This window comes from Rhizobium sullae (assembly GCF_900169785.1).
GTDB lineage: Bacteria > Pseudomonadota > Alphaproteobacteria > Rhizobiales > Rhizobiaceae > Rhizobium > Rhizobium sullae.
Map to the genome: position 1 here is coordinate 121,055 of NZ_FWER01000017.1, position 26,235 is coordinate 147,289.

At 60.0% G+C, this 26,235-nt stretch carries 22 protein-coding genes and 1 pseudogene; 5 read left to right on the plus strand and 18 right to left on the minus strand.

The genetic code is table 11. The annotated features are described in order from the left end of the window. Window positions 1-9: 9 nt before the first annotated feature. From BN1800_RS17350 to BN1800_RS17370, 5 genes are all read right to left on the minus strand, one after another. Window positions 10-1,182, minus strand: a complete 1,173-nt coding sequence (locus BN1800_RS17350; RefSeq protein WP_027511114.1) for an ABC transporter permease — start codon at window positions 1,180-1,182, stop codon at window positions 10-12. Continuing rightward, a complete protein-coding gene (locus BN1800_RS17355; RefSeq protein WP_027511115.1) occupies window positions 1,182-2,180 on the minus strand; it encodes an ABC transporter permease in 999 nt (332 codons plus the stop codon). Before BN1800_RS17355 ends, BN1800_RS17350 begins: the two co-directional genes overlap by 1 nt. Window position 2,181: 1 nt before the next feature. Next, entirely contained in the window at window positions 2,182-4,092 is a 1,911-nt protein-coding gene (locus tag BN1800_RS17360) for an ABC transporter substrate-binding protein (protein WP_086999686.1), read from the minus strand. After that, a complete protein-coding gene (locus BN1800_RS17365) occupies window positions 4,086-5,981 on the minus strand; it encodes an ABC transporter ATP-binding protein (RefSeq protein ID WP_086999688.1) in 1,896 nt (631 codons plus the stop codon). The genes BN1800_RS17360 and BN1800_RS17365 overlap by 7 nt, the downstream gene beginning before the upstream one ends. Window positions 5,982-6,129: 148 nt before the next feature. After that, window positions 6,130-7,473 (minus strand): adenylate/guanylate cyclase domain-containing protein, encoded by a 1,344-nt coding sequence (locus tag BN1800_RS17370; RefSeq protein ID WP_027511118.1) that lies wholly within the window; start codon window positions 7,471-7,473, stop codon window positions 6,130-6,132. Window positions 7,474-7,921: 448 nt separating this feature from the next. Between BN1800_RS17370 and BN1800_RS17375 the strand changes: the two genes are divergently transcribed. After that, entirely contained in the window at window positions 7,922-9,262 is a 1,341-nt protein-coding gene (locus BN1800_RS17375) for a nucleotide sugar dehydrogenase (protein WP_086999690.1), read from the plus strand. On the opposite strand, the gene BN1800_RS17380 is transcribed toward BN1800_RS17375, so the two are convergent. Then, window positions 9,252-10,427, minus strand: a complete 1,176-nt coding sequence (locus BN1800_RS17380) for a DUF3095 domain-containing protein (protein ID WP_027511120.1) — start codon at window positions 10,425-10,427, stop codon at window positions 9,252-9,254. The genes BN1800_RS17375 and BN1800_RS17380 overlap by 11 nt on opposite strands. 123 nt (window positions 10,428-10,550) lie before the next feature. On the opposite strand from BN1800_RS17380, the gene BN1800_RS17385 reads away from it, so the two are divergent. Then, entirely contained in the window at window positions 10,551-11,030 is a 480-nt protein-coding gene (locus BN1800_RS17385; RefSeq protein WP_086999692.1) for a class I SAM-dependent methyltransferase, read from the plus strand. Here the strand turns inward: BN1800_RS17385 and BN1800_RS17390 are convergent, their stop codons facing one another. Both BN1800_RS17390 and BN1800_RS17395 read right to left on the minus strand, forming a co-directional pair. Then, entirely contained in the window at window positions 11,031-11,909 is an 879-nt protein-coding gene (locus tag BN1800_RS17390; RefSeq protein ID WP_086999694.1) for an FkbM family methyltransferase, read from the minus strand. It lies immediately after the preceding gene. Beyond that, entirely contained in the window at window positions 11,909-13,627 is a 1,719-nt protein-coding gene (locus BN1800_RS17395; RefSeq protein WP_086999696.1) for an adenylate/guanylate cyclase domain-containing protein, read from the minus strand. The genes BN1800_RS17390 and BN1800_RS17395 overlap by 1 nt, the downstream gene beginning before the upstream one ends. 302 nt (window positions 13,628-13,929) lie before the next feature. Here BN1800_RS17395 and BN1800_RS17400 point away from each other — a divergent pair, with 302 nt between their 5' ends. Next, window positions 13,930-15,018 carry a glycosyltransferase family 4 protein gene (locus BN1800_RS17400; RefSeq protein WP_086999698.1) on the plus strand — a complete coding sequence of 363 codons (1,089 nt, stop codon included), beginning with the start codon at window positions 13,930-13,932 and terminating at the stop codon, window positions 15,016-15,018. Beyond that, window positions 15,015-15,794 carry a polysaccharide deacetylase family protein gene (locus BN1800_RS17405; RefSeq protein WP_086999700.1) on the plus strand — a complete coding sequence of 260 codons (780 nt, stop codon included), beginning with the start codon at window positions 15,015-15,017 and terminating at the stop codon, window positions 15,792-15,794. Before BN1800_RS17400 ends, BN1800_RS17405 begins: the two co-directional genes overlap by 4 nt. Here the strand turns inward: BN1800_RS17405 and BN1800_RS17410 are convergent. Together BN1800_RS17410 and BN1800_RS17415 are read right to left on the minus strand one after the other, a co-directional pair. After that, the gene (locus tag BN1800_RS17410) at window positions 15,776-16,606 is read right to left on the minus strand and encodes an MBL fold metallo-hydrolase (protein ID WP_086999702.1); all 831 of its coding nucleotides are present in this window, start codon (window positions 16,604-16,606) and stop codon (window positions 15,776-15,778) included. The genes BN1800_RS17405 and BN1800_RS17410 overlap by 19 nt on opposite strands. Before the next feature lie 289 nt (window positions 16,607-16,895). Further along, window positions 16,896-17,619 (minus strand): annotated as a pseudogene (locus BN1800_RS17415) (SDR family oxidoreductase). Window positions 17,620-17,735: 116 nt separating this feature from the next. On the opposite strand from BN1800_RS17415, the gene BN1800_RS17420 reads away from it, so the two are divergent. Beyond that, a complete protein-coding gene (locus BN1800_RS17420) occupies window positions 17,736-18,239 on the plus strand; it encodes a GNAT family N-acetyltransferase (RefSeq protein ID WP_086999704.1) in 504 nt (167 codons plus the stop codon). Window positions 18,240-18,253: 14 nt separating this feature from the next. Here BN1800_RS17420 and BN1800_RS17425 read toward each other — a convergent pair whose 3' ends face one another. The 8 genes from BN1800_RS17425 to pcaG all read right to left on the minus strand — a co-directional run bounded on the left by BN1800_RS17425 (window position 18,254) and on the right by pcaG (window position 26,233). Next, window positions 18,254-18,970 carry an ABC transporter ATP-binding protein gene (locus BN1800_RS17425; protein WP_086999706.1) on the minus strand — a complete coding sequence of 239 codons (717 nt, stop codon included), beginning with the start codon at window positions 18,968-18,970 and terminating at the stop codon, window positions 18,254-18,256. After that, the gene (locus BN1800_RS17430) at window positions 18,951-19,715 is read right to left on the minus strand and encodes an ABC transporter ATP-binding protein (protein WP_027511129.1); all 765 of its coding nucleotides are present in this window, start codon (window positions 19,713-19,715) and stop codon (window positions 18,951-18,953) included. The genes BN1800_RS17425 and BN1800_RS17430 overlap by 20 nt, the downstream gene beginning before the upstream one ends. Continuing rightward, on the minus strand, window positions 19,712-20,707 hold the full coding sequence (locus BN1800_RS17435; RefSeq protein ID WP_425299028.1) for a branched-chain amino acid ABC transporter permease: 996 nt from the start codon (window positions 20,705-20,707) through the stop codon (window positions 19,712-19,714). Before BN1800_RS17435 ends, BN1800_RS17430 begins: the two co-directional genes overlap by 4 nt. 13 nt (window positions 20,708-20,720) lie before the next feature. Further along, a complete protein-coding gene (locus tag BN1800_RS17440) occupies window positions 20,721-21,584 on the minus strand; it encodes a branched-chain amino acid ABC transporter permease (protein ID WP_027511131.1) in 864 nt (287 codons plus the stop codon). A gap of 189 nt (window positions 21,585-21,773) precedes the next feature. Next, entirely contained in the window at window positions 21,774-22,946 is a 1,173-nt protein-coding gene (locus tag BN1800_RS17445; RefSeq protein ID WP_086999710.1) for an ABC transporter substrate-binding protein, read from the minus strand. A gap of 162 nt (window positions 22,947-23,108) precedes the next feature. Next, window positions 23,109-24,155 carry a 3-carboxy-cis,cis-muconate cycloisomerase gene (locus BN1800_RS17450; RefSeq protein WP_027511133.1) on the minus strand — a complete coding sequence of 349 codons (1,047 nt, stop codon included), beginning with the start codon at window positions 24,153-24,155 and terminating at the stop codon, window positions 23,109-23,111. Window positions 24,156-24,267: 112 nt separating this feature from the next. Beyond that, on the minus strand, window positions 24,268-25,437 hold the full coding sequence (locus BN1800_RS17455; RefSeq protein ID WP_027511134.1) for an acyltransferase family protein: 1,170 nt from the start codon (window positions 25,435-25,437) through the stop codon (window positions 24,268-24,270). Between the two features lie 184 nt (window positions 25,438-25,621). After that, on the minus strand, window positions 25,622-26,233 hold the full coding sequence (gene pcaG, locus BN1800_RS17460) for a protocatechuate 3,4-dioxygenase subunit alpha (protein ID WP_086999712.1): 612 nt from the start codon (window positions 26,231-26,233) through the stop codon (window positions 25,622-25,624). Window positions 26,234-26,235 lie beyond the last annotated feature (2 nt).

Here is a 26,235-nt window from a genome sequence, read left to right on the forward strand (position 1 = left end):
CGCTTGCTGCTATTTGTAGGGATCTGCTGCATCGCGCAACCCATCTCCCAGAAAGTTGAAGGCCAAAATGACAAGAACCACCGGAATGATCGGGAAAAGCAGCCACGGGTAAAAGGCGATGACACTGACGCTCTTGGCCTCGGTGAGCAAGATGCCCCAACTGGTGATCGGCGGACGGAGGCCGAGGCCCAGGAAGGAAAGCGCCGTTTCGCCAAGGATCATGCCCGGGATCGAAATCGTTGCAGAGGCAATCAGATGCGACATGAAGCCGGGAACAAGGTGCCGCCCGATGACCCGGGGCGTGCTTGCCCCCATGAGCTGGGCAGCTTGCACGTAATCCTCCTCACGCAGTGCCAGAAGCTTGGAACGCACCGCACGTGCAAGCCCGGTCCAATCGATGATACCGAGGATGACGGTGATGCCGAAATAGATGACGATCGGGCTCCACGTCACCGGCATGATGGCCGCAAGGGCCATCCAGAGCGGCAGGCTCGGCAGCGACTGCAGCACCTCGATTACGCGCTGGACGATGAGATCGAAGACGCCGCCCCAATAGCCGGCAAGGCCGCCGATGACGATGCCGAGCACAAAGCTGATCGCGATGCCGAGCAGGCCGATCGTCAACGAAATCCGCGCGCCGTAGAGGATACGGGAAAGTACGTCGCGCCCGAGACGGTCGGTGCCGAACAGGAACATCTGGCCGCCTTCTGCCGGGCAGACAAGATGAAGATTGGACTGAACGAAGCCCCAGAACCTGTAGGAATCGCCACGGCAGAAGAAGCGGATCGGCTGAACGTCGTCCGGTTTGTCGGTATAGATCCGACGCAGCGTGTCGAGGTCGAGTTGCATCGCGCGGCCATAGACGAAGGGACCGACGAACTCGCCCTTGTCGAAGAAGTGCACGCGCTGGGGCGGGGAATGGATGTAATCGACATTGCGCGTGTGCAGGCCGTAAGGCGCCAGAAACTCGACGACCAGGATCATCAGATAAATGGCAAGCAGGAAGATGCCGGAAGCCAGCGCCAGACGGTGCTGTTTGAACTTCCACCACATCAGTTGCTTCTGGGAAGCAAGGTGAATGCGCGAATTCGCAGCCGTCATCGTTTCCGTGGCGATCGGATCGAACGGTGCGGTCGAGACGTAGTGCTGCAACGGAGCGCCGGGCGGCGGCAAGGGCGACATTATTTGGTGCTCCTGCCTTGCAGACGGATGCGCGGGTCGAGGAAGCCGAGCGCAATATCGGAAACCAGCACGCCAATGACATTCAGGAAGGCAAGGAACATCAGGAAAGAACCGGCAAGATACATGTCCTGGCTCTGCAGCGCCTTGATCAGCATCGGGCCGGTCGTTTCGAGCGACAGCACGATGGCGACGATCTCGGCGCCGGAAATGATCGACGGCAGGATCGAACCGATGTCGGCGACGAAGAAGTTGAGCGCCATGCGCAGCGGATATTTGATCAGCGCACGGGTTGGATGAAGGCCTTTGGCGCGCGCAGTCGTTACATATTGCTTCTGCATCTCATCCAGCAGATTGGCGCGAAGGCGGCGGATCATGCCGGCCGTACCTGCCGTGCCGACGATAATGACGGGGATCCAGAGATGGGACAGGATCGACCGCGCCTTCTCCCAGCTCATAGGCTCGGAGAGGTATTTCTGATCCATCAGGTGGCCGATCGAGATGCCGAACCAGATATTGGCGAAATACATTAAGATCAGCGCCAGCATGAAGTTCGGAATGGCGATGCCGAGCAGACCGAGGAACGTCAGTCCGTAGTCGCTCCAGCTATATTGATGGGTGGCGGAATAGATGCCGATCGGAAAAGCGATCAGCCAGGTGAGCAGGATCGTCGTGAAAGAAACGAGGATCGTCAGCCATAGGCGGTCGCCGACTACTGCCGAAACCGGCAGCTGGTATTCGAACGAATAGCCGAAATCGCCGTGCAGCATGCCGCCGACCCAGTAGACGTAGCGGATGATCGTCGGCTTATCGAAGCCGTACTGCTGACGCAGCTCCTCGATTTCCTGCAGGTTCGCACTCTCGCCCTGCGCCCGCAGTTCGGCGATCTGGCTTTCGAAGAAATCGCCCGGCGGCAGTTCGATGATCGTAAAGACCAGTGCCGAAATCACGATCAGCGTCGGCACCATCGCAGCAATCCGCCATAGGATATATTTCAGCACCTCACGCCTCCTTCAGCCAGAAAGCATCCGGCATGTAGATGCCGAGATAGGAGGTTGGATCGAAACCGTAGAGCGCCCGCTCCGGCACATTCTGCATCTTGGCAGAACGCAGGATCGGCTGCAGCGCGCCGTTGATGAGTCCGATCGAGAAAACCTGCTGTGTATAGATCGACAGCATCTTATGCCAGATCGCTTCCCGCTCGCGGAAGTCGGCAGTGGCACCCCACTGGTTGAGGAGGTCGACGAGCTCGACTGCCTCAGGCAGGTCGGGCGCACTGCCCTCCTGACCGGCAGAGAGATAGTGCATGCCCCAGATCGGCCATTGCAGCTGGTCGTCCACCGTTGGCGCGAGCTGGTTAGGCGCCATATCGGCGGTCGGAACGCCGTTCTCGATGCCGAACCATGTCGACATCATGATCGCGCCGCTCATGGCGCGGCTCTGGAAGACGTCGCGCTGCGAAGTTCGCGTGTAGAGCGCGAGCCCGATATTCTTCCAATGATCGTGCACGAGTTCGAGGACGTCGGTATCGAGCGTGCTCTCACCGGCAGTTTCAACGATGATTTCCGCTCGCCGTCCGTCCGGCAGTAGGCGGAAGCCTTCGCCGTCACGCCTTGCAAGGCCGAGTTCGTCAAGCAGGCGGTTGGATTCATTTGGATCGAACTGGATGAAGGCGTCGGCATATTCGTGCTTGTAGAGCGGGCTGTCCTGCAGGACGGTGTCGGCGCTCGGCCTGCCGAGGCCGTAGAAGGCCACCATGTTGATTTCGTGCCGGTCGATCGAAAGCGACAGCGCCCGGCGGAAGCGAACGTCGCGGAAGAGCTTCCGCCAGGTTTCGTCGGCGCAATTGAGGTTCGGGAGCAGCGCGATCCGCGATCCGCGCGCCTGCTTCCAGAGATTGACCTTTACCGGGAAACGCTTCTCGGCCTCCTTCAGGAAGGTATAGTCGTTGAAGTCGATACCGGTCGCCTGCAAGTCGGATTCACCCGCACCCGCTTTGGCCGCGATGATCGACGACGAGCTGACGTTCACGACAAAGCGGTCAATATAGGGCAGTTGCATGCCGTTTTCGTCGACGCGATGGAAGAATGGGTTGCGGATGAAAATGAATTGGTCGGCTGGCGGCGCTGTGGTGTTGCGCCACGGATCGAGCGTCGGCAGTTCTGGATTTTCCGGACGCGAGGCGCGCGACATCTTGATGTGCAGGTCGACCCATTTCTTCGCGCGGTTCTCGCGCATGAGTGCGGAAAGCCGGAAGTCATCCTGGTATTTCTTGTGGAACTGCTTGAGGTAATGCGCGGGACCGAAGATGACGAGCGGCAACGGGCCGGCGAGCGCCGGCAGGAAATTCGGGTTGGGCTTGTCCCAACTGTAGCGGACGGTGAATTCGTCCAGCACCTCGAAACGCGGAAGCGTGCCGTGAGGTCGCAGTTCGAGCGCGCCGCCGCCGGGCGTCAGGGCTTTGTCGAGGATGACGTCTTCCCACCAGTAGCGGAAATCGTCGGACGTGAAGGGATGGCCGTCGGACCATTTGTGTCCTTCGCGCAGGTGGAAGGTGAAGACGGCATCATTTTCCGAAGTATAGCCGCCGAGGATATCCGGCTGGAACCGCAGGTGCTTGTCGTAACCGACAAGGCGCGAATAGCCGTAAACGGTCATGTAGCGGATGTCACGGGCGCTGCCGATAATGGTACGCACCGAACCGCCGTAGACGCCAGGCGTCAAGCCGGCCTCCTTCATGTTGACGATGCGCGGATGCTTCGGGATCCGCTCGACCATCGGCGGAATACGGCCTGCCCTCAAAAGGTCGCGCAGGAATTCCGGCTCGATATCACGGTCGCCCACAGCATATGCGATCGAGGGTCCGACGGCTGAGCCGATAAGGCCGCCGAGAAAGGTTCGGCGGCTTACCATGCACGTAGTTCCTTTGCATCGGCACCCTTGCGGGCGCGCACTAGGTGGCCGTTGCCGAGATCGGCATAGGCGAGCTCTGACGCGTCGTCATGTTCAGCGGTAAAGGTTATGCCCCAGTTCTGCTTGTCGGCGGCGCCGTTCTTGCGTAACGCCTCGAAATCGAGCGGCCGGTCGAGATCGGGGAAGGGCACGGCGGCAAGCAGCGACTTCGTGTAGGGATGCACCGGGTCCCGCAAGATGATCTCGCGCGGGGCGATTTCGACGATGCGGCCCTTGCACATCACCGCGATACGATCGGCCATATAGTCGACAACCGCGAGATTGTGCGAAATGAAGAGGTAGGTCAGGCCGAGCTCTTTCTGCAGATCCTTCAGCAGATTGAGGATTTGCGCCTGCACGGAAACATCGAGTGCAGAGACCGGTTCGTCGAGGATGATGAGCTTAGGACCGAGAGCAAGGGCGCGGGCGATGCCGATGCGCTGGCGCTGGCCGCCGGAGAAGCTGTGCGGGTAGCGGCTCAGGTAGCGCCGGTCGAGGCCGATCGCGCCCATCAGCGCTTCGACCTTCCGCTTGCGTTCGGCGCCGTCTCCGCGGTCATGGATTTCCAGCGGCTCGCTCAGGATGTTGCGCACTGTCATGCGCGGCGACAGCGAGGAGACCGGATCCTGGAACACCATCTGGATCTTGGTGCGCAGCGCCTGCAGATCGTCGCCCTTGACGGAAAGAACGTCGATCACGTCCTTGCCGTCGTTGAAGATCACCGAGCCGCCGTCGGGCGTGACCGCGCGCATCAGGATCTTGCTGACAGTGGTCTTGCCGCAGCCGGATTCGCCGACGAGCCCCAGACATTCGCCCCGCTGGATATCAAAGCTGACGTCGTCGACGGCCCGCACGACCGCGGCTTCATCCCTACCAAAAAGGCTGCGCTTGCGGGTCGTAAAGGCCTTGGAGAGGTTGTTGACCGAAAGCAAAAGCTTCGGGGCGTCCGTATCCGCCATCTGCTTTTTGCCAAGGAACGATTCCAGATTGACCGGCACATCGCGCAGGGCCTTCAGCCGCTCGCCAGGCTTCATGTCGAAATGTGGCACGGCAGCCATCAGGCCCTTGAGGTATGGATGTTGCGGATTGCGGAATATCGCATTCACGGGCCCAGCTTCCATGATTTCACCGTGATAGATCACGACGACTTCGTCGGCCATATTGGCGACGACGCCGAGATCATGGGTAATGAGCAGCATGGCCATGCCGAGTTTGTGCTGCAACTCGCGCAGCAACTCGAGAATTTGTGCCTGGATGGTCACGTCGAGCGCCGTCGTCGGCTCGTCGGCGATCAGCAACGCCGGCCTGCAGATCAGGGCCATCGCGATCATCGCGCGCTGGCGCATGCCGCCTGAAAGCTCGAATGGATACATGTCGTAGGTGCGTTTCGGATTGGCAAAGCCGACAAGGCCGAGCATCTCTTCGGTGCTTTCGCGCGCTCGCTTCTTATCGGCGTCCGTGTGGATCAGCAGCACTTCGCTGATCTGGTTGCCGACCGTGTGGAGCGGCGAGAGCGAAGTCATCGGTTCCTGGAAGATCGTTGCCATGCGCTTGCCGCGCAGATCCCGCATTTCCTCGCTGTCGCGGCCGAATTGCAGGATATCGGTAGTCTCGCCATTGAGCGGATCGGTGAAAAGAATGCGGCCGCTTGCCTTTGCGGCGTTCGGCAGGATGCCCATGATCGACTGGCTGATGACCGATTTGCCGGAGCCGGATTCACCAACCAGTGCGGTCACTTTTCCCGGAAGAACGCGCAGTTCGGCATTTTTTACAACGCGCAGCTTATCCCCGAACACCGAGAATGAAACGTCAAGGTTCTCGATACGCAATAAGTCGAACGCGGACGCCATACCAACGATATTCCCCCAGTCACTTTTGTGTTCCCGTTAAGGCACACTATCGTACCGCAATCGGGGTGTCTAGTTAATGACAGGGCAGGGGGAAACCCGCGCGTTTCGCCTGATTTTACAAAAGCAAAACAAACATTTCAGCCGCGGCCTACTGAACGAATCTCTCGACCGTTGGCCGCTTCGCCTGCTTCTTGGCGTCGCGGTGGAGCAGGATGACCTGTTCGGCTTCGGAAAGGCCGTTCGGGGCGACTTCGCGGAAACCGCCTTCAATGGCGAGTGCCGGTGCGGGAGCGCGCGGCTGAAGGATCGTCACCTTCTGGCGGATGCCGCGCAGCTTCTCTTCGCCGAGGGTCGTCCATTCGCCGCCGCAATAGCCGGCAAACGCCTGGCTGGCAACGACCTCGCGATTATACTTCTTGGTCAGTGCCTGCAGGCGCTGGACCTCGTTGACGGCCGAACCGAAGGCCGAAAACGTCAGGCGGTCCTTGAGGCCGACATTGCCAAGCATCACGTTGCCGATATGCAGTCCGATGCCATAGCTGATCGCGCCAAGACCTTTTTCGGCGCGTTCGTTATTGAGTTCGGCAACGCGGGCCTGCGCCTGATAAACGGCGGAAAGGGCCGCCTGCGATGCAATCTTCGACGGATCCTTGTGACGGCCGCAGGGATAGACAGCGAGGAAGCCGTCACCCAGGAAGCTCAGGATCTCGCCGCCGTTGCGGTTGAACGGTGCTGCTATCGCGTCGAAAAATTCGTTCAGCGTGTCGATATAGGCCTGCCGGCCTTCCTTTTCGGCATACATCGTCGACTGGCGCATATCGCCCATCACAAGGGCGGCTCGGATCGTTTCTCCGTCGCCGCGGCGGATCTGGCCGTTCAGCACGCGCTTGCCTGCATCGCCGCCGAGATAGGTCGTCAGCATGTTGTTTGCGAGCTTGCCGAGCACGGCCATCTTGGCGGCAACGGCCAGATGATTCTGCATGCGCAGCAGCGCATCGATCATGTCGTCGGAAAAACCAAAATGATTGTCCGTCGACCACGAACCCATCATGCCCTGGACAGAACCGTCGCCGAAGGGCTGCACGAAAGCAAGATAGTCGGTGATCTTCTCGGCGCGAAGATCCTCGAAGATCGGGAATTCCGCCGGGCCATCGAGCGGGATGCGGCGGCGGATATGCTGGAGATTGTTGTCCAGCAGATAATAATAGGGGCTTTGGAGAAAACGGTCGGGCTTTGCGCCTACCGAATGGCGATAGCCCTCGATCGTGACGCCGCTCGCCCGCCGCCAGGTAAAACCCAAAGCGTCATAGAGCGGATGAAGCATCGAAAACGTCAGGTGCACGCGCGCGATCGGCAGGCCGGCGGCAGCAATCCGCTCGCAGAAACCGCGAACGATGTTCTCGAGATCATCACCTGCAAGCGAAGAATGTGTCAGCCATTCGGCGACGCGGTCCAGAAGGATGGAGGACACGCTGGATTCGATCGTGCTCATTCTCGGTATTATCCTCATAAAGCACGTCCGTTCCTGAAAAACGATAGAAAACCGGCCCGCGGCACCGTCATGCGCAGGGCGGAAATTCAAGATGGACGAGCGGTATTATCGTGTCAACGATCTGCCGAAGACCCGGCAGACGCACCTGTCAGACCCATAGAAATCGGGAGGACGGGCAGTCCTTTCTGTCATTCACTTATTCAATTTAAATAGGCGTGCCGGAAATGCGAAACAATGGCATCCGGGCAATTTTCTCCCGTTGCGCGATCATCGCGAACGATGGCCGGGTCTTTTCGGTCACACTGGAGAACCCATGCCCGGCAGATGCCGCGCCGATGAAGCATGGCGATCGCGTCTGCCTCACATCGTCGTTAGGAGACTGCGGGTTTCAATCCCGGCGATCTTGCATTATCTCACAGCCTAACTTCCTCTTTTGAAGAGACCTGCCTTGGCCAGCCCATCCTCCTTCGCCGCCCTTTCCGCAAAGATTAAAAACCGCTCGGCCCGTGCGGGCATCATCGGACTTGGCTATGTCGGCCTGCCGCTGGCGATTGCGATTGCAAGGAGCGGCTTTGCCGTTGTCGGCTTCGATATCGATCCGAAGAAGATCGTGGCGCTCGACGCCCGCAAATCCTATATCGACGCGGTGGCCGACGATGCGTTGAACGCCGAGGCGGAGGCAGGCCGCTTTTCAGCGACGGCGGACTTTGCGGGCCTCCAGGCTTGCGAGATCGTTATCATCTGCGTGCCGACGCCACTCACGAAGCATCGCGATCCGGATCTTTCCTATGTCGAGGCGACGTCACGCTCGATCGCAGACCATCTTCGCGCTGGCCAACTCGTGGTGCTGGAATCGACGACCTATCCTGGTACGACGGACGATATCGTGAAGGTGATCCTTGAAAAGACGGGACTGAGATCCGGCGTGGATTTCTTCATCGGCTTCTCACCAGAGCGCGAGGACCCCGGCAACCAGCACTATCATACCGCAACCATTCCGAAGGTTGTCGCCGGCGATGGGCCGGAAGCGCTGGAACTGATGAAAGCCTTCTATGGTGCGGCGGTAACAACCGTCGTTCCGGTGTCCTCTAACGCGACGGCCGAAGCGGTAAAGCTTACGGAGAACATCTTTCGTTCGGTCAATATCGCGCTCGTCAACGAGCTGAAGACCGTCTATGCGGCGATGGGTATTGACGTCTGGGAAGTGATCGACGCGGCTAAGACCAAGCCGTTCGGCTATATGCCGTTCTATCCGGGGCCGGGGCTCGGCGGCCACTGCATTCCGATCGATCCGTTTTATCTGACGTGGAAATCCCGCGAATACGAACTGCCGACACGCTTCATCGAACTTGCAGGCGAGATCAATTCGGCAATGCCGCGCTATGTCGTCGGCAAGCTTGCAGAAGCACTCGATATCCGCGCCGGAAAAGCGCTCAGCCGCAGCAAGGTTTTGGTCCTTGGTCTTGCCTACAAGAAGAATGTCGCGGACATCCGCGAGAGCCCGTCGCTGCGCCTGATCGAAATCATCGAGGAGCGCGGCGGCAGGGCGGACTATCATGATCCTTTCGTTGCCGAAATTCCGTCGACCCGCGAATATCAGGAGCTGAAGGGCCGGAAGTCCGTGGCGCTGACGCAGGAGGCCGTGGCGGGTTACGACGCGGTTCTGGTTGCAACCGATCACGATCAGGTCGATTACGCCGCGCTTGTCAAAGATGCACCGCTGATCGTCGACACGCGCAACGTCTTTACGCGGCTCGGCCTTTCGGCACAGCACGTCATCAAGGCGTGACGTTTATCGCAGATAGCGTCTTGCCGGTGATTTTGCTGGCGGCAACGGCATAGCCGCCGCTTGCGCCGTCGATGAAGTGCATGTGATCGCGCGAAAGCGGTGTCGGCACGAAACAGGTCATCAGCGCGGATTCTTGCCGATGCAGTCCATAACGGGCGATCCCCTTGGCCCGCGCTTCATCGAGCAGCTTTTCGATCCGCTTCAGCCGTGCGGCATCCACATCGATTGTCATCTTCAGGCCGTCGTCGAATTTGCGGAAATCCGAGTTTCCGGCAACATCCTCCTTGTAGCGCCGGGCGTCGAATTTGCCGAGCGGCATACCGATTTTGTAGAGCGCGGCCAAAAGGGCGAGCTGCAGCATGATGAAGAGCTTTGTAAGAAAACGCTTTCCCTTTGGCGCGGCCACCTTTACTTCGCGATCAATGCCTTTCATCGAGAAGGAGAGCTTCGGACCTTCCGGAGGTATCGGATGGCCGCCACGACCCTGCTCGGCGGCAATCGCGACGATTGTCGTGACCAATTGCTGAAACTCCGCTCCTACTCCCATTGCGCCAGGCACGGCAATGATGGAGACGATTTCTCCATAGTTCGATGAGATCGGGTTCCAACGGCAGGAGAGCCCGGCGAGATTCGGCCGGCTACCTGGTGCTGCGCGTGCAACGGCGTAATTGCCGTCCTTCATCTGCCGTTCGGCCCAGCTGTTGCCGCCCCCCGAAAACATCGCGTAGGTAACGTAGGGGCTCGCGGAATAGCGGGCGATCATCACGTCGAGACCCTCGCGGCGGATATCGGCAAGCGGCACGACGGCGGCGCGCAGCGTGAAACCGAGATCCTCCTCGACCCAGATCTGCACGGCCGCGAGCGCATCGCGCGCAATCTGTTCGAGGGATCCCGGCAAAGCTATGAGCGCCCCATCGCCGCCGAAGACGAAGGGATAATCGCCCTTGCCGACGGCATTCAGCACGGCGGAGATAACGGAGGCGCCGGCCATGTTGACGTCCTTGTAGCGGCCGCCTTCGATCGCCTGCGTAGATCCGACGATATCGGCAAGCGCCAAAATCCAGCCGTCCGGCAGTGGCCGGTAGTTTCCAGCATCGGTCACACCCTCGAAATCGGTGAAGACCGGCACTGTCGCAAAGAATTTCTGATCCGAAACGGCATTCATAATCCAACCTTATCACAGACCCGTATCGCTGCGGCAACGGCATTTTGATTTACGGTGATCGACTTTGCGCGGTTTCATGTGATAGCACCGGATTGAAAAAAAGAATGACGGACAAGGACATATATGAGCCGCCTCGACAGCTTCATCCGCCGTTTGACGGCTCAGCGCGATATCCTCAATTCCATCGGCGCTCTGGTCCAGGATACGGACGGTCCGGTTCTGGAATTCGGCCTCGGAAACGGCCGGACCTATGATCATTTGCGTGAACTTCTCCCGAACCGCCGCATCATTGCCTTCGATCGCGAGGTGCACTCCTATTCAGCCTCGACACCGCCTCCGGAGGACATGGTAACGGGCGATATCCGCAAGAGCGGCCGGGCCTTCGTAGGCATCGGTGCGGTACTTGCCCATGCCGACATCGGGACCGGCCACGACGAGATCGACGCGGTAACGCTGACCTGGCTGCCGCAGCTGGTGGCCGGCGTTCTTAAAACGGGCGGTATCGCCGTCAGCGGCCTGCCGCTCGATTGGCCAGAGCTGGAGCCGCTGCCGCTGCCTGACGGCATCAAGGATGGACGGTATTTTCTCTACCGGCGCAAATAGTCAGGGCAGGAAGAGCACGTCATATTGGTCGATGCCGCCCGGCAGGTCGCGGACCTTCATGTCCTGCTCGCCCACCTCGAAGAAGACGATGCAATCCTCGTAGAGGCTTGAAAGCGCTGCTACGAAATCGCGGGTCTGTCCTGGCCCGTAGAAGATCGGCGTGAATTCCATGTAGAGCGGCACGCGCCGCGACATCAGCGGTGCCATGGAACGGCAGGCGACAGGTTCATAGCCTTCGATGTCCATCCAGACGAGGCCGATGTCGCTCTCATTGAAACCTGCGTGACCGATGATATCGCCCACCGGCTTTACCGGAACGCTCACCTTGATGTCCGATGAACTTTGGCGAATGGCGCTGCTCTTTCCGTGGTTGTTTGCGTTGAGAAAGAAATCGATCTCTCCCGCAGTCTCCCCTGCGGCGCAGTTGACGAGCGTGACCTTCTCCTCCAGCCCGTTCTTGCGAATGTTGGTTTCCAGCAGCCGAAAATTGCGGGGGTCAGGCTCCACGCTGACGATGTGCTTATAGGCGTTGCTCAGCGCGAAATAGACGGTCTGCGTCCCGATATTGCCGCCGAGTTCAAGCAGGACGCCCTCCTTTCGCAACAGGCCGCGTTCACGCAGCGACGCCAGCAGCCGGTCGACGTTCTCGCGTTCGAAATGCCCCTTCCGGAAGACCTTGCGGCCGATATAGTCGGACGGCGAAAAGGTCATCAGATGATCGCCGCCATCAACGGTCATGGAAACTACGCGCGGACCGATATTCTCGATGAGCAGTCGGCGGCCGAAGCGCGTGTCAAAGAAGCGGCCCGCCAGGGTGTTTCGCACCTTGCGCAGCCGCTTTCGCCAGTATTTTTTTGAACGCCACGTGTTAACGGCCATCAGGCTTTCCCGTTGAGCGGCCTAGCCGCTTGTTCTTTGTCGACCACATAGACTTTCAAAGGCAGAGCACGGCCGCGCACGCTGATGTTGCGGCTTTCGATGCCGCGCATGTCCGCGCCCGAAAGATCGGCCACCGGCTCGGAAATAACAAGCGCCGCACCGAACTCCTTGGCGGCGCTCTCAAGGCGGCTTGCGACGTTCACCGTGTCGCCGACGGCGGTCAGATTTCGCACCCTGCCATACCCCATTGTTCCGACGACGGCCGGCCCGAAATGGATTCCGATCGCGATCTGCAGGGGGATCGTCAGTTCATCGGCGAGTTCGGCACCCAGTTTGTCGATTTCGAAGGCGATCGTTTCGGCTGCCTTGAGCGCCTGTCGGCAAGCGTCCTCGGGTGAAGTGCCGATGCCGAACAGAGCCATGGCGCCGTCGCCGATGAACTTGTCTATCCGTCCGCCTGTCTGTTCCACTGCCTTGCCGACAAGCGCAAAGTAACGATTGAGCAGGAAAACGATGTCGAAGGGCAGCCGGGTTTCCGTCAGGCTCGTGAAGTTGCGGATGTCGCAGAAAAGCACCGCGATGTCCCGCTCCCGGCCGGGGTTTGTTTCCTGCGTATTGGCGGGCAGGGAGGTTTCCGTTGCCGGGATCAGGAGCGGTACGACGGTGATGTCGTGGTCCGGGCGGAGCTGACAGGCGAGACGCACGTCCAGGCCCGCATTGATGCGGTCGAGCGTCTTCTGCTCCAGTTGGTCAGGCTGCGGCAGACGCTCGTAATCGCCGAGAATCTGAACGCGGCAGGTGGAGCACTGTCCTTTGCCGCCGCAGACCGAGTAATGCGGCAGCCCACCGAGACGGCTTGCCTCAAGCACCGTGAAACCGCGCGGCACCTTGATCGTTTCGCCTCCCGGATAATGCACGGCAATCTGGTCGGTACGCTCCTTCCATTTGCGGCGGGTGCGCGCAGCGACGACGGACAAAAGCGTCAGCGAAAAGGAGCCGTAGAGCCCGGCGCGGATCATTGCGATCTGCCGCTGGGCGTCCGGATCGGAAAAATAACGGGTGTTCAGGTTCTCCTGATAGCGCCCGGTGTCGACAAGACCTTCGTAATCCGGTTCGGCGATCGTACGGCCCATTTCGATAAAGCCGAGCAGCGAAAGCACCGGCAGCAGGATGGCAAGCGCCAAAAGCAGCGGCGCAAGACCGTCATACCAAGGCCGGTAGCGCAGCCAGAAATGCAGGCCGATGCAGCCGCGGATCCAGACGACGACGAGCGCGACTGCCTGCCGGATGCCGTTGCCGAAAGAGAGGATCCATAGCTGGCGAACGACCGTTTCGTAGCTGTCGGCATATCTGTAAAGTTCGTGAACGATACGCGTTCCGACCACATGATCGATCAGAAGCAGCGGGATCGCGAGGCCGAGCACGATCTGCGCCATTTCGCCGTTCGGCATGACCAGGCTGCGGCGCATGTATAACGAGCGAAACACCAGCGTGATGTGAACGAAGATCGCGCTGTAGAAGATCAACGTGCCAAGCGGATTTCGCCAAAGGGCGACAAACAGCCGGCGGCCATCATCGGCAGCGGCGACGGAAATGAGGCCGAGTGCATGGTTCGACAGGTGAAGAACCACGAAAGCGAACATGACAAGGCCCGAGCCGAGCCGCGCGCGCCGGATGCTGCGCTCCGAGAAGATCCCTGTGTGCACGACGGTTGCCATTCATTCCCGTTCTTGAAGTTCGAATGCTTTTGCCGGGAACCGGTTAACTTTAGATCGACTTGACCTAAATCTGAATCCGCCGCCCGACCGAAAGGCTGGAATGTGATCCGGCGAAAATCACTTCACAGCTTTCAGCATCATGCTCTAGTGATGTTTGGATAAATGCGGAATGCTGTCTTCTCCAGCCGCGATCACATTCCATATGTTTATCAGTAACTTTTAAGGAAGCGGACAATAGCGGAAATTTTCGCGATAGGCCGGATGGCTGGTTGGAAACAGTGCGTTCTCAAAGGAGCGTGCTGATGCGGATTGCATTTTACGCGCCGCTGAAATCTCCTAACCACCCGACACCCTCCGGCGACCGCCTGATGGCACGGCTGCTTGTCAGGGCGCTGCAACTCGCCGGCCATTCCGTCGAGATCGCCTCCGAGTTCCGCAATTTTGCACCGACCCCCGAGGCGGCAGCGGCGCTTGAGGACGAGCGGCAGGCAGAACTTCTTCGGCTGAGGAGGGCGTGGCACAACGAGCCAAAACCGCATCTCTGGTTCTGTTATCATCCGTACTACAAATCTCCGGATCCCTTCGGACCGATACTCGCGGCGGAATTCGGCATTCCTTATGTCACTGCCGAGACATCCTATTCCCGCAAACGTGACGCCACCGGCTGGGCACCGTCGCAGGCGCTGGTTGCCGCGGCAATCCGGCAGGCGGCCATTAACATCGCGCTCACGGTACGTGACGAGGCAGGAGTCGGGCAGGCTGTTCCCGAGGCTCGACTTGCCTTAATCAAGCCGTTCATCGACACGGCGTCTGTCAGGAATATCGATCTGCGGCCGGATTCGAAACGGCTTGTAACGGTCGCCATGATGCGCGCCGGCGACAAGATGGCCAGCTACACGATGCTGGCCGCGGCGTTGCGGATGATCGAAGAAAAGACCTGGACGCTGGGCATCATTGGCGATGGACCGATGCGGACGGAAGTCGAGGCGCTGTTTTCGGATTTCCCACCTGGCCGTATCGATTGGCTGGGAGAGCGCAGTGCTGGCGACGTCGCCTGTCTGCTCTGCACATCAGGCCTTTATGTCTGGCCTGGCTGTGGCGAAGCCTACGGTCTTGCCTATCTGGAAGCTCAGGCGGCCGGTTTGCCGGCGGTGGCGCAGCGAACCGCGGGCGTGCCCGCGGTGATCCAAGATGGCGTGACCGGCATATTAACGGCGGATGGCAATGTCGGCGCCTTTGCGGCCGCGATCGACCGGCTGCTGCACGATCCGGCGCGACGCCAGGAGATGGGGGAAGCGGCGCGGCGTTTCGTGCTGGAAGAGCGATCGTTGGAGATCGCCGCCAGGGAACTGGACGGGATACTGAAAATATACGCAGGAGTTGAACCATGAGCGGCAATTCGGTCTGGAGACCCCTCCATGAAGAACTTGCGCGCTGGCAGGAGGCTGGAAAAGTGGCCCGCTTCTGGTGGCGCGATGACGATGCGATCGAGCCGACGGCGGCGCTGGACAGATTGCTCGGCCTTGCAAACGCGCATGAGACGCCGTTGACCGTTGCTGTCGTTCCGGCAAAGACCGGTCCGGCGCTTTCCGAGCGGCTTTCGGCTGCGAGCGGCGTCAGCGTTGCCGTGCATGGTTGGTCGCATGAGAACCATGCGCCGCCGCAAGAGAAAAAGCAGGAGCTTGGCGGACACCGCCTGGCGGAGGCCGTGCTTGGCGAACTTTATAGCGGCTTTCTGACACTGCAGCGACTGCATCCGGCGCGGTTCATTCCCATGCTGGTGCCGCCGTGGAACCGCATCGACGGGAGCCTTGTTTCAAAGCTCCCGGCGCTCGGTTTCGAATGCATGTCGGCTTTCGGCCGGGCGGCCGAGGAAGCCTCGATCCCGCTCCTCAACACCCATATCGACGTCATGGGACGAGGAGCGGACCGAAAGGGGCCGCGGGTCGGAAAGCCACATGACGAACTTGTAAGCGAACTGGTGACGGAACTGCAGGACCGTTTCGAAGGCCGCCACGAACCGGTCGGCTTGCTGACCCATCATCTCGCACATGACGCGACTGCGTGGAAATTTACCGAGGGGTTCCTTGCAGAAACCGCCGATCACCCGGCGATCGCATGGAAGCCGGCGACTGCCCTTGTGAAAGATCAGATGTCGACAACCTGATTGTCACGCGCCGCGAACGCGCCGGGAAACGCCGCCTGGGCATCCTTTTCCATTTTGCCGAGCTGCTCGTCTGTGCGCGACGGCGCATGGTGGAAGAGCGCGAAGCGCTTCGTCCCGGCCATTTTGGCAAGTTCCGTGCCGTGCTGCCAGGTCGAGTGGCCGAAACCCTTGAAACGCTGCATCTCGTCTTCGTTGTAGGTGCAGTCGTAGATCGCCAGATCCGCACCTTTCATCATTTCCAGCGCGACGGGGTCGTGTGTTCCCGGAGTGTGTTCGATGTCGAAAACGAGGGCGATTGCGCGGCCCTCCCACTCGATCCGATAGCCGATTGCGCCACCGGGATGATTGAGCATGTAGGTCTTTATGCGGACGCCGCTATGCGGGGAAAGCGTGTCGCCGGCACGAAAGTCGCGGAAGTTCATCGTTGCCTGACAGATATCCGTCTTCACCGGGAACCATGGCGGGCTGATGAACTGATCGACCATCTCCTTGGTGCTCATCTTGCCGTTCAGATGGCCGGACCAGATGTTGACGTTTATCGAGGGATAGTAGATCGCCTTGAAGAAGGGCAGACCGATGATGTGGTCGTAATGACAGTGGCTAAAGAACAGATCGACGTGCGTGACGCCTTCATTAAGCATGGCAAACCCCGCCTCGCGCAGGCCGGAGCCTGCATCGAAGATCATCAGGTGGTCGCCGCAGCGGACTTCGATGCAGGAAGTGTTGCCGCCGTAGCGGTCGAATTCGGGGCCCGATACCGGGATGCTGCCGCGAACGCCCCAAAATTTTACCTGAAACTGATCGTTACTCATGGTTCTTCAAAATCGGGCTCCCGCGTGGCGCTATCGTAATCATAGTTTAACCCTGATGCGAAGTGCGGAATTCCGCGGGGTTGCCTCTATCCTGCCTATTGTCCTAATCGCTAGCAGCAGAAGGAGTAGATTTTCCTAAGGCGGCAGTATTTGGATCCGAATGCAGCCGGACATGGTTTGTTTTCCGTAAACGGAAATGCCGGAGTCTGTGAGGCGGCGGACAGTTCCTGCCATATTAGGTGGCCCTTCCAGGACGAAAATACAATTCTCTGCTTTCCGGCGTTCCTATCTAAAGGCTGGCGGTGATGCCGCCATCGACCATCAGCATGTGGCCGTTGACGAAGGAGGAAGCGTCCGAGGCGAGAAAGGCGACTGCGCCGACCAGTTCTCCCATTGCCCCATCGGCCTGCAGGTATCCGGTTCTCCAGCCAAGCCGAGAAATTCGGATCGTCCACCAGCGCCTGGTTGAGTGGCGTCTTGAAATAGCCGGGTGCGATCGCGTTCGCCTGCAGGCCGTATTTTGCCCAATCTGTCGCCATGCCGCGGGTGAGATTTCTGACCGCACCCTTGGTCGCCGTATAAGGGGCAATGCCCGGGCGAGCGAGTTCGGCCTGGACGGAGGCGATGTTGATGATCTTGCCTTTTCCGCGGGCAATCATTGCCGGCGCCGCCGCCTGGCTGACGTAAAAGATGCTTGAGACGTTGGTCTTCAGCAGTTCATCCCACTTTTCGATCGGGAAAGATTCCAGCGGCGTTCGAAACTGCATTCCGGCATTATTGACGAGGATGTCGACCGGGCCGATCTCGCTTTCGATATAGGCGATGCCATCGCGCGCCGCGGCAGCGTCGGACACGTCGAAGGCCGCGCTCAGCGCATGGAATCCTCTTGCCCTGATCGTCTCCGCTGCGGCGGCTGCTTTCCGGGCATTGCGGCCGTTGATGACGAGGGAAGCGCCGTGTTCTGCAAGGCCGAGCGCCAGCGCATGGCCGAGGTCGAACAAGTGAAAAGACAAACCCGACTCCTCATTGTTACGGCTGATTGAAGAGGAGTTGCCGTGTCAATGCAAGCAGTGGCTTTGACGCAGGCCGCTGCGGTCTGTTATGTCCGGCCCTAGAGTGGAGGATCATCATGCGCATCCGCAACGAGACCGAAGCCGATATCCCGGCGATCCGCGCGCTGGTTAGCACGGCATTCGCCGGCAAGGCTTACAGCAGCCAGACGGAAACGGCAATTGTCGACGCCCTGCGCAGGAACGGAGCGCTTTCCGTGACGTTGGTTGCCGAAGACGAAAGCGGCATCATCGGCCATATCGCGTTCTCACCCGTGACGATCGACGGCGAAGATCTCGGTTGGTACGGCCTGGGTCCGATCGCCGTCGCGCCTGAAAGACAGCGCGAGGGCATCGGCAGCGCTCTGGTGCGCGAAGGGCTCGCAGCCATCCGAAAACGCGATGCCAATGGATGCCTCCTGCTTGGCGATCCGAATTATTACGGCCGGTTCGGCTTCAGGGCGGATGCGCGCCTCAGGCTTGCAGGCGCTCCGCCCGAATATTTCCAGGCATTGTGTTTCAGCGGCGAAATGCCGGCAGGCATGGTCACCTATGACGCGGCTTTCGAGGTGACGAACGACTAGGCCGCGCATAGGGCCTAATGCAAGCCGCCGACGCCGAGCAGGCGTTCCACGGCATCGTGATCCGTCGATAGCGCATCGGGTGTGCCGGTCCAGGCAAGGCGGCCGCGCTCCAGAATGATGACCTGATCGGCGAAGTCGAGTGCGCTCTGGATGCGCTGTTCGACGAGCAGTATCGTCATGTCGCCGGTTTGAGCGAGTTCGGAAAACGCTGCCATCAGCTCTTCGCAGATGACGGGTGCGAGACCTTCCAACGGTTCGTCGAGCAGCAGCACGGAGGGGCGGCCGAGCATGGTGCGGGCGGTCGAAAGCATCTGCTGCTCGCCGCCGGAGAGCTGGCTGCCGAGATTGCGGCGGCGTTCCTTCAGGCGCGGAAACATCTGGTAGGCCTCTTCGAGCGCCGTCTTCGGCCGTCCCTTGAGGCCAACGAAGAGATTTTCCTCGACCGTCAGCGTCGGGAAGATGCAGCGCGCCTGCGGCACATACCCGAGCCCCTGATGGGCGCGAGCGGCGCTGGCCATTGCCGTAACGTCGGAGGAGCCAAGGCGGATGCGGCCATCATAAAGCTTGGTCTGTCCGGCAAGCGTCGCAAGCAAGGTTGTCTTGCCCATTCCGTTGCGGCCGAGGATGGCAAGGCGCGCGCCAGCGGGCATAGAAAAGGAGACGCCCTCCAGAACCCGCGTCGGTCCATAGCCGGCGGAGAGATTTTCGACCTCAAGCGGCGTGGCTGGCATTGGCATAGCTCCCGAGATAGGCCTCGCGCACGCGGGCATCCTTGGTGACGTCGGCTGGGGCGCCATCGAAGATGATGGCGCCTGCCGCAAGCACGATGACGCGCCTGGCGAAGCGGAAGACGAGATCCATGTCGTGCTCGATCATCAGGACCGCTAGATCGGCGGGCAGATCGGCGAGCGCCTGTTCGATGCGGCCGGTGTCGCTCTGGGGCACGCCTGCTGCGGGCTCGTCAAGCAACAGCACTTTCGGCTTCAGTGCCATGGCGACGGCAATTTCGAGGAGGCGCTGCTGACCATAAGCAATTTCCCTGACCTTGCGATGCATGAGATCGTTAAGGCCGAGCGTGCCGAGCAGATCGACGACTTCTGCCATGACGTTCGGCATTTTGAGAAAGTTTCCGAACATCCGGCCCGTGCGTCCGTCGCGCTGCAGGATCGCAAGCGCGACATGTTCGGCCGGCGTCATTTCCTGGAAGAGCCGGGTGACCTGGAAGGAACGGACGAGGCCGCGCCTGACGCGGCCTGCCGCACCGATCCTGGTCACGGTCTCGCCAGCGAGGCGCACGTCGCCGGAGTCCGGCGGAAGGTTGCCGGTGACGAGATTGACGAAAGTGGTCTTGCCGGCGCCGTTGGGGCCGATGAGCGCGACGCGATCACCTGGTGCCATCGAGATCGACACGTTGTTGGTGACCGCAAGGCCGCCGAAGGATTTCCTGAGATTGATGACTTCGAAGACGGGGCTCATTCGGCCTCCCTGCGGCGGGCGAAGAAGGCAGCTGCGGTCCCGTAAAGCCCCTTCGGAGCGAAGAGTACGACGGCAATCAGAAGCGCGCCGACCATCGTCAGCCAATGGAAAGGGTTTGCAGCCGACACATAATCCTCGAAGAGCATGAAGATGACGGTGCCGGAGAGCGCACCGAAGAGCGAGCCGGTGCCGCCGAGCACAAGCATGACAAGGCTTTCGGCCGAAAGCGTGAAGGAGAGGCTGTCGAGGCCGACGACCTGCGTCGAGATGGCGTTGAGCGCACCACCAACACCGGCGACCGCACCGGAGATGACATACATCTTCATCAACGCTGCTTTCGGTGAAGCGCCCATTGCGCGGATGCGCAAGGCGTCTTCCTTGATGCCGCGGCAGAGCATGCCGAAGGGCGAACGCACCAGAAGGCGGAGCAGAATGACAACGGCAAGCAGCAGGATCACCCCGAAAACATAGGCAGTGTGGCCGTAAAGATCGAACTCGAAGATGCCGAACACCGGATCGGCCGAGACGCCGGAAAGGCCGTCGCTGCCGCCGGTCCAGGACGACGCCTTATTGGCGAATTCGTGGAAGAGGTGGATGAGCGCGATCGAAAGGACAAGCTGCGGCAGGCCATGGGCGCGCAGGACGACGAAACCGCAGACGAGGCCCGCAGCCGCACCGCCGGCGACACCGGCAGCGGTCATCAGGAGCGGATCGGTGATGCCGTAATGGGCCGAGACAATGCCCGCCGCATAAGCACCGGAGCCGAAGAGCGCGGCGTGACCGAGCGTCGCCACGCCGCAATAGCCGGTGACGAGATCGAGCGACAGGACGAGCAAGGAGATCGCGATGACGCGCGTCAGCAGCGCAAGGTTATCCGGAAAGAGCAGATAGCCAAAACCGGCGAGCACAAGGATTGCGGCAATGCCGGCCGCATCGCGGCCAAGCGAGCGATGGCGCCGGATGGGTGCGGCCGTCGTTATTTGTGTGTTCATGGCGATCGTCATCCTACTTCATCCTTCCGGCAAAGCCGCGCGGGAAAACGCAGATGATGGCGATGACGGCGAGATAGAAGAAGAATTCCCCATATTCCGGCATCAGATAGCGGCCCGTGGTATCGATGCCGCCGAGCACCAGGCAGGCAATCAGAGCACCCGGAATGGAGCCCGCGCCGCCGACCGAGACGACAACGAGGAAGGTCACCATGTAGCGCAGCGCATAATAGGGCTCGACAGGCAAGAGCTCGGCGCCGACCACGCCGCCGAAGGCTGAAAGGCCGACGGCGACGGCGAAGCTTAGCGCATAGATGATCTCCGTGCGCACCCCAAGCGCTGCGGCCATGGCGGCATTGTCGACGGACGCGCGCAGTTTCACGCCGAAACTCGTCTTCTCGATCGTGTACCAAAGGGCGGCTGCGACGGCGAGGCCGCAAAGGATGGCAAAAAGCCGGTGCACCGGAATGGTGCGAAAACCAAGATCGGCGGAGCCTCGCAAGCCGTCGGGCAGCGGAATGGTCTTCAGCGTCGGTCCCATGACGTAGTTGGCGATGCCGATGATGCAGAAGGTGATGCCGATCGTCATCAGCACCTGGGTAAGTTCCGGCGCACCATAGATGCGGCGGAATAGGAAGCGTTCGACAGGAATGGCGATGACGATGGTTCCGACGACGGCGACAATAACTGCTATTCCGTACCCGAGACCGAGATCATGCGCTGCGTAGGAGGCGATATAGCCGCCGATCATCGCGAAGGCGCCATGGGCGAGGTTGACGACGCGCATCAGGCCCATGGTGACTGACAGGCCGATCGAGATCACGAACAGCACCATGCCATAGGCAAGCGCATCGACGGCTATGCTGAAGACAGTTTGCATGAGGTTCGTGTGTTCCTTTTGTCGTCCATGAAGCCTCGCCGATGGCTCTCGCTCTACATCGTCCCGCGTACCGTGCCGCCTCCTCGTCCGCCTGCCGGCATCCTCTCGCTTGGGAGAAGGGATTTGCGGCGCTGGGAGAGGACAGGATGAGGGGGCGGTTTCCACGATCGCGCCCTCATGACAGGCGGTTTACTTCATAGCCGCCAGACCCGGATCACCCTGCTTTTCGAAGACCTGGATTTCCTTGTTGATGTATTTGCCGCCCGCATCCTTGGTGACTTCGCGCAGATAGATATTCTGCGTGAGATGGCGGCTTTCCGGATCGATCGAAACCGGGCCGCGCGGGCTTGTCCAGGAGAGACCTTTCACGGCTTCGACGGCCTTTTCGGCGTCCTGCTTTCCGCCGGTCGCCTCGATCATCTTGTAGATGACGTGCATGCCGTCATAGGCGCCAACGGCGGGGAAGGTGAGTTCGGACGGGTTGCCGAGCGCCTTGCCGGTGGCTTCGACGAAGGCCCTGTTTTCCGGCGAATCATGCGAAACCGCATAATGGAACGTCGTCAGCATGCCGAGCGCGGCATCGCCGAGTGCCGGCAAGTCAGATTCCTGCGTCAGGTCGCCGGGGGCAAAGAGCTGGATGCCGCCGGCCTTCAGACCATTTTCGTCATAGGCCTTCACGAAGCCGAGCGTCGTCGGCCCGGATGGCAAGAAGGCGAAGACGCCTTGTGCGCCGGAGTCTTTGATGCGCTGCATGATCGGGCTGAAATCATTGGTGGCAAGCGGCATGCGGATCGCCTCGACGATTTCGCCGCCGGCCTTTTCGAAGCCCGCCTTGAATGCGTTTTCAGCGTCGACGCCCGGACCATAATCGCTGACGACGGAGATGACTTTCTTCACACCCTTGTCGAAGGCGACCTTGGCGATTGGCGTGGAGGTCTGCCAGAGGGTGAAGGATGTACGAACGACCAGCGGGCTCTTGGTGACGATCGCCGAGGTCGCCGCGTTCATGATGACGAGCGGCGTATTTGCCTGCTTCAGGATGGGCGTGACGGCCATTGCATCCGGCGTAAAATAAAAGCCGGCGAGATACTGGACCTTTTCCTTGACGACGAGTTCCTGGGCAAGCGCCTTAGACTGCGCCGGATCGGCGGCCGGCAGATCGCGATAGATTACTTCGATGGTGTTGGCGCCGATCTTGGCGCCGTTCGTTGCCATGTAGGCGTCGATACCAGCCTTGAAGTTCTTGCCCTGCAGCGCGAACGGACCCGAAAATGGGCCGACAACGCCGACCTTGATCGTGTCGGCATAGGCGGCCGCGCCCATGACGAGTGCCGCTGCAGCGGCCAGAACCATCCGTTTCATGTTTTCTTCTCCCTTTGTGTCCGGCGCACTCCACCGCCGGATTAGCGCGAAGCTAATAATTTTCGCGTCAGTGTGTCATGGGGAATAGTAATGTAAAATGAAATAAATGCCGTAATTCATAACCGGAGAATTATGTTTCGTACTACCTGACGTCGCCATGGTCTATGATCTTCCGAGGCGCAAGATATTGCCGGTCAACTCACGTGCAAGCCGCAGGGCGGCGGCGGTCGCCATCACCATCTGCGGTATCACGAGCCATTCGAGCGTCCAGGCGGCACCTGAACGTTCCTGTTCGTGAACGAGCGATTGATGGATGGCGGAAAGCTGGGCGGCGTTGAAGCGGGCAAGCGCAACAAGCGTCTCGGCCGCGACGGGATTTTGCTTATGTGCCATGGCAGACGAACCGCCGCCGCCAGCAAGTTCGATCTCGCCGCCCGCCTGCGCCAGAAGGGCTATGTCCTGGCCCATCTTCCCGAGGCTGCCGGTGATCAGCGAGAAAAGGTTGGTAAGATCGGCGATCATGGCACGCTGGCTTTGCCATTGCGGTTCGTCAGCGAGCCCGAGTTCCTGGGCAAGTGAAGCGCGGATGGCGGCCGCCTTGTCGCCAAGCTTGTCCAGCGTCCCGGCCGCGCCACCGAACTGGACGGGAAAAGACTGTTCCGTCAGCCGGCCGCGATAAAGTTCAAGCGGTGCCCGCCATGTCCGCAGACGATCGGAAACGGCAATCGGGATTGCGGCCTGCATGCGGGTATGACCCATCAGGGTGTTCTGGCCGAATTCGCGGTCGAGCGCGTCGAGAGCGAAAATAGCGGCACCGAGCCGGCCGGAGAAAAGAAAGGCGATCGATTTCAGCCTGATCATCAGGCTGGTGTCGATGACGTCCTGGCTGGTCGCGCCGAAATGGATATGCTCGGCCGCGTCGCCGCCCACGGACTTGCGCAGTTGCTTGATAAGCTCGGGAACCACGACGCCGTCCCTGGCGGTCGCGGCCTTGAGGCCGGCCATATCGGCAGTGAAGCCTTTACAGGCGTCGGCAATGCGGCTTGCCGCCTTTTCCGGGATCAGGCCGTGGATGCTTTCGGCCTTCGCAAGCGCTCGTTCGAAAGAGAGCATGGCGCGGATATCGGCATCGGCCGAAAGATAGGCAGCAACCTCATCGTCGCCGAGAAGGCCGCACAGAAACGGGTGGTCGAAGGCCGGTGTGGTCACGTGACGTCTCATTGATTTCTGCCTGCTCTGCCGCCAGTTTGGCGGCAGAAGGACCGCATGGCTACCGAAATCCCGGAAGACTAGGGACAAAGGCTTTCCGCTCCTTTGCCGACTATACCTTTACCGGCTCTTCGACGGACAGGATCTTTGTATCCGCATTCTCGTCGACGCCACGCGCCTTTGCAACGAACGAGAATTTCTTTCGCATGCCCAGGATGGGTTTTTCGATCATATGCCAGGAAAAGACGGCGATACCCAGGGCGGCACAGATGCCGACGGCATAGAGTGCGAGCGCTCCCGTCTTGGGGATGAGGAACAAACCCGGTGCCAGGCTGATCAAAATCTGTAGAAAGGGATCGTGATAGAGGTAGACGCCGTAAGAGTAGTCGCCCTTGTGAAAGACGGAGGGCAAGGGTACCGGCGTCAGGCCGACAAATATCGTGATATAGACGAGTGCCGGCAGGACGAGCAGCCTGTTCGGCACGCTCTCGATTGATGGACTGCTCAAAAGGAGCATCGCCAGGACGGAAATCGCCAGGCTGGCCACAAACAGCGATCTTTTGTGCGGAATAAAATCCCGCAATTGATAGGCGAGGATGCCGAGCAGAAACGCGAACACCAGTTGGGCGCCGCGGCTGACGAACAGCGTGCTCAAAACCAGGTTTATGCGATAGGGCAGCAGATGTCCGAGGAACTGGACGACGAGCCCGGCGAGGATGAAGCCGCCGGTCAAAAGTGCCAGCTTCTGCCACGACTTGATGATCGAGGTGATCATCAGCGCAGACATGATGATGTAGCAGAAGATTTCCCAAGGCACAGTCCAGAGAGCCCCGTTCACCCGATGCGTCGGGTTTTCTTCAAACACGCCCGGCAGGCTGTAATGGATCCAGCCGACGATGTTGAGGAAATACTTGTAGAAATCGGCACCAAGAAAATAGTCGCGCGAGGCGACGGTCGTCACCAGTGGGCCGATGATGAGCGCGCAGACGACGATATCGACGGCAAGGGCTGGGACAATGCGCAATCCGCGGTTCAGGAGAAAGTTCTTGAGGCTGAGCCGCTGAGCGCTGCCGGCGATCAGAAAACCGCTGAGCGCAAAGAACATCGGCACCAGTGCGTATTCCGCAAACCAAAGCGGGCTCGAACGAAAAAACGCGTCATTTCCGGTCAGCAAAAGCGAATGTGCAAATACGATTGAAAAAGCCAGAGCAATTCTGAGGAAGTCGAAACCTGGACCAAGACCCTTGTGTGCGGACAGGACGTGCCCGAATGTTTTCTGCATGTTTCCACCATCACCGTTCAGCCCGTCCAAGTCTTACTGCGGTGCAGCATTTTTAACAACCCGCATGTCGCTGTTTTGTCATGGGCGCAGCTCTCTTTGATTGTAGTCCTGACCGTCAACGGCATTACCCTCCGCCAGGAGTTGCCTGCACCATAAAGGCAAAACCTCTTATTTTACATCATGGTCAAATGTCGAGAAATACGGTTTCCTGCTCCCCCTGAAGGCGGATATCAAACGTATAGGTTGTGTCATCGCGGGACGCGATCATTGTTGCAGTGCGCTCGCGGTGCTCGATACGGGAAAGCAGCGGATCGGCGTTGTTGGCGTCCGCCTCTTCGGGAAAATACATGCGGGTGTGGAGCCCGATATTGATGCCGCGCGCGACGATCCAGAACGAGATGTGCGGCGCCATCATGCTGCCGTCCTTGAACGGGACGCGGCCGGGCTTGACGGTTTCGAAGATGTAGGCGCCGCCTTCGGCGCTGGTCGGGCAGCGTCCCCAACCGGTGAAATTCGGGTCGGCCGTACCGCGCATTTCCGATGGGCTGTTGTAAAGCCCCGCGCTATCGGCTTGCCAGATTTCGACCACTGCGTCACGCACGAGCGCGCCTGTGCCGTCATAAATACGGCCTGTGACGGTGATGCGTTCGCCGAGCGTCTTGTCGTTGACCATCGCGCTGCCGAGGTCTTCTGCGTAAACGCCGCCGATATCGCAGAAATTCGGCGTCAGGCCGATATGGACATAGGGACCTGCCGTTTGCGACGGGGTTTCCTTGAGATAGCCGGATTCCTGCATAG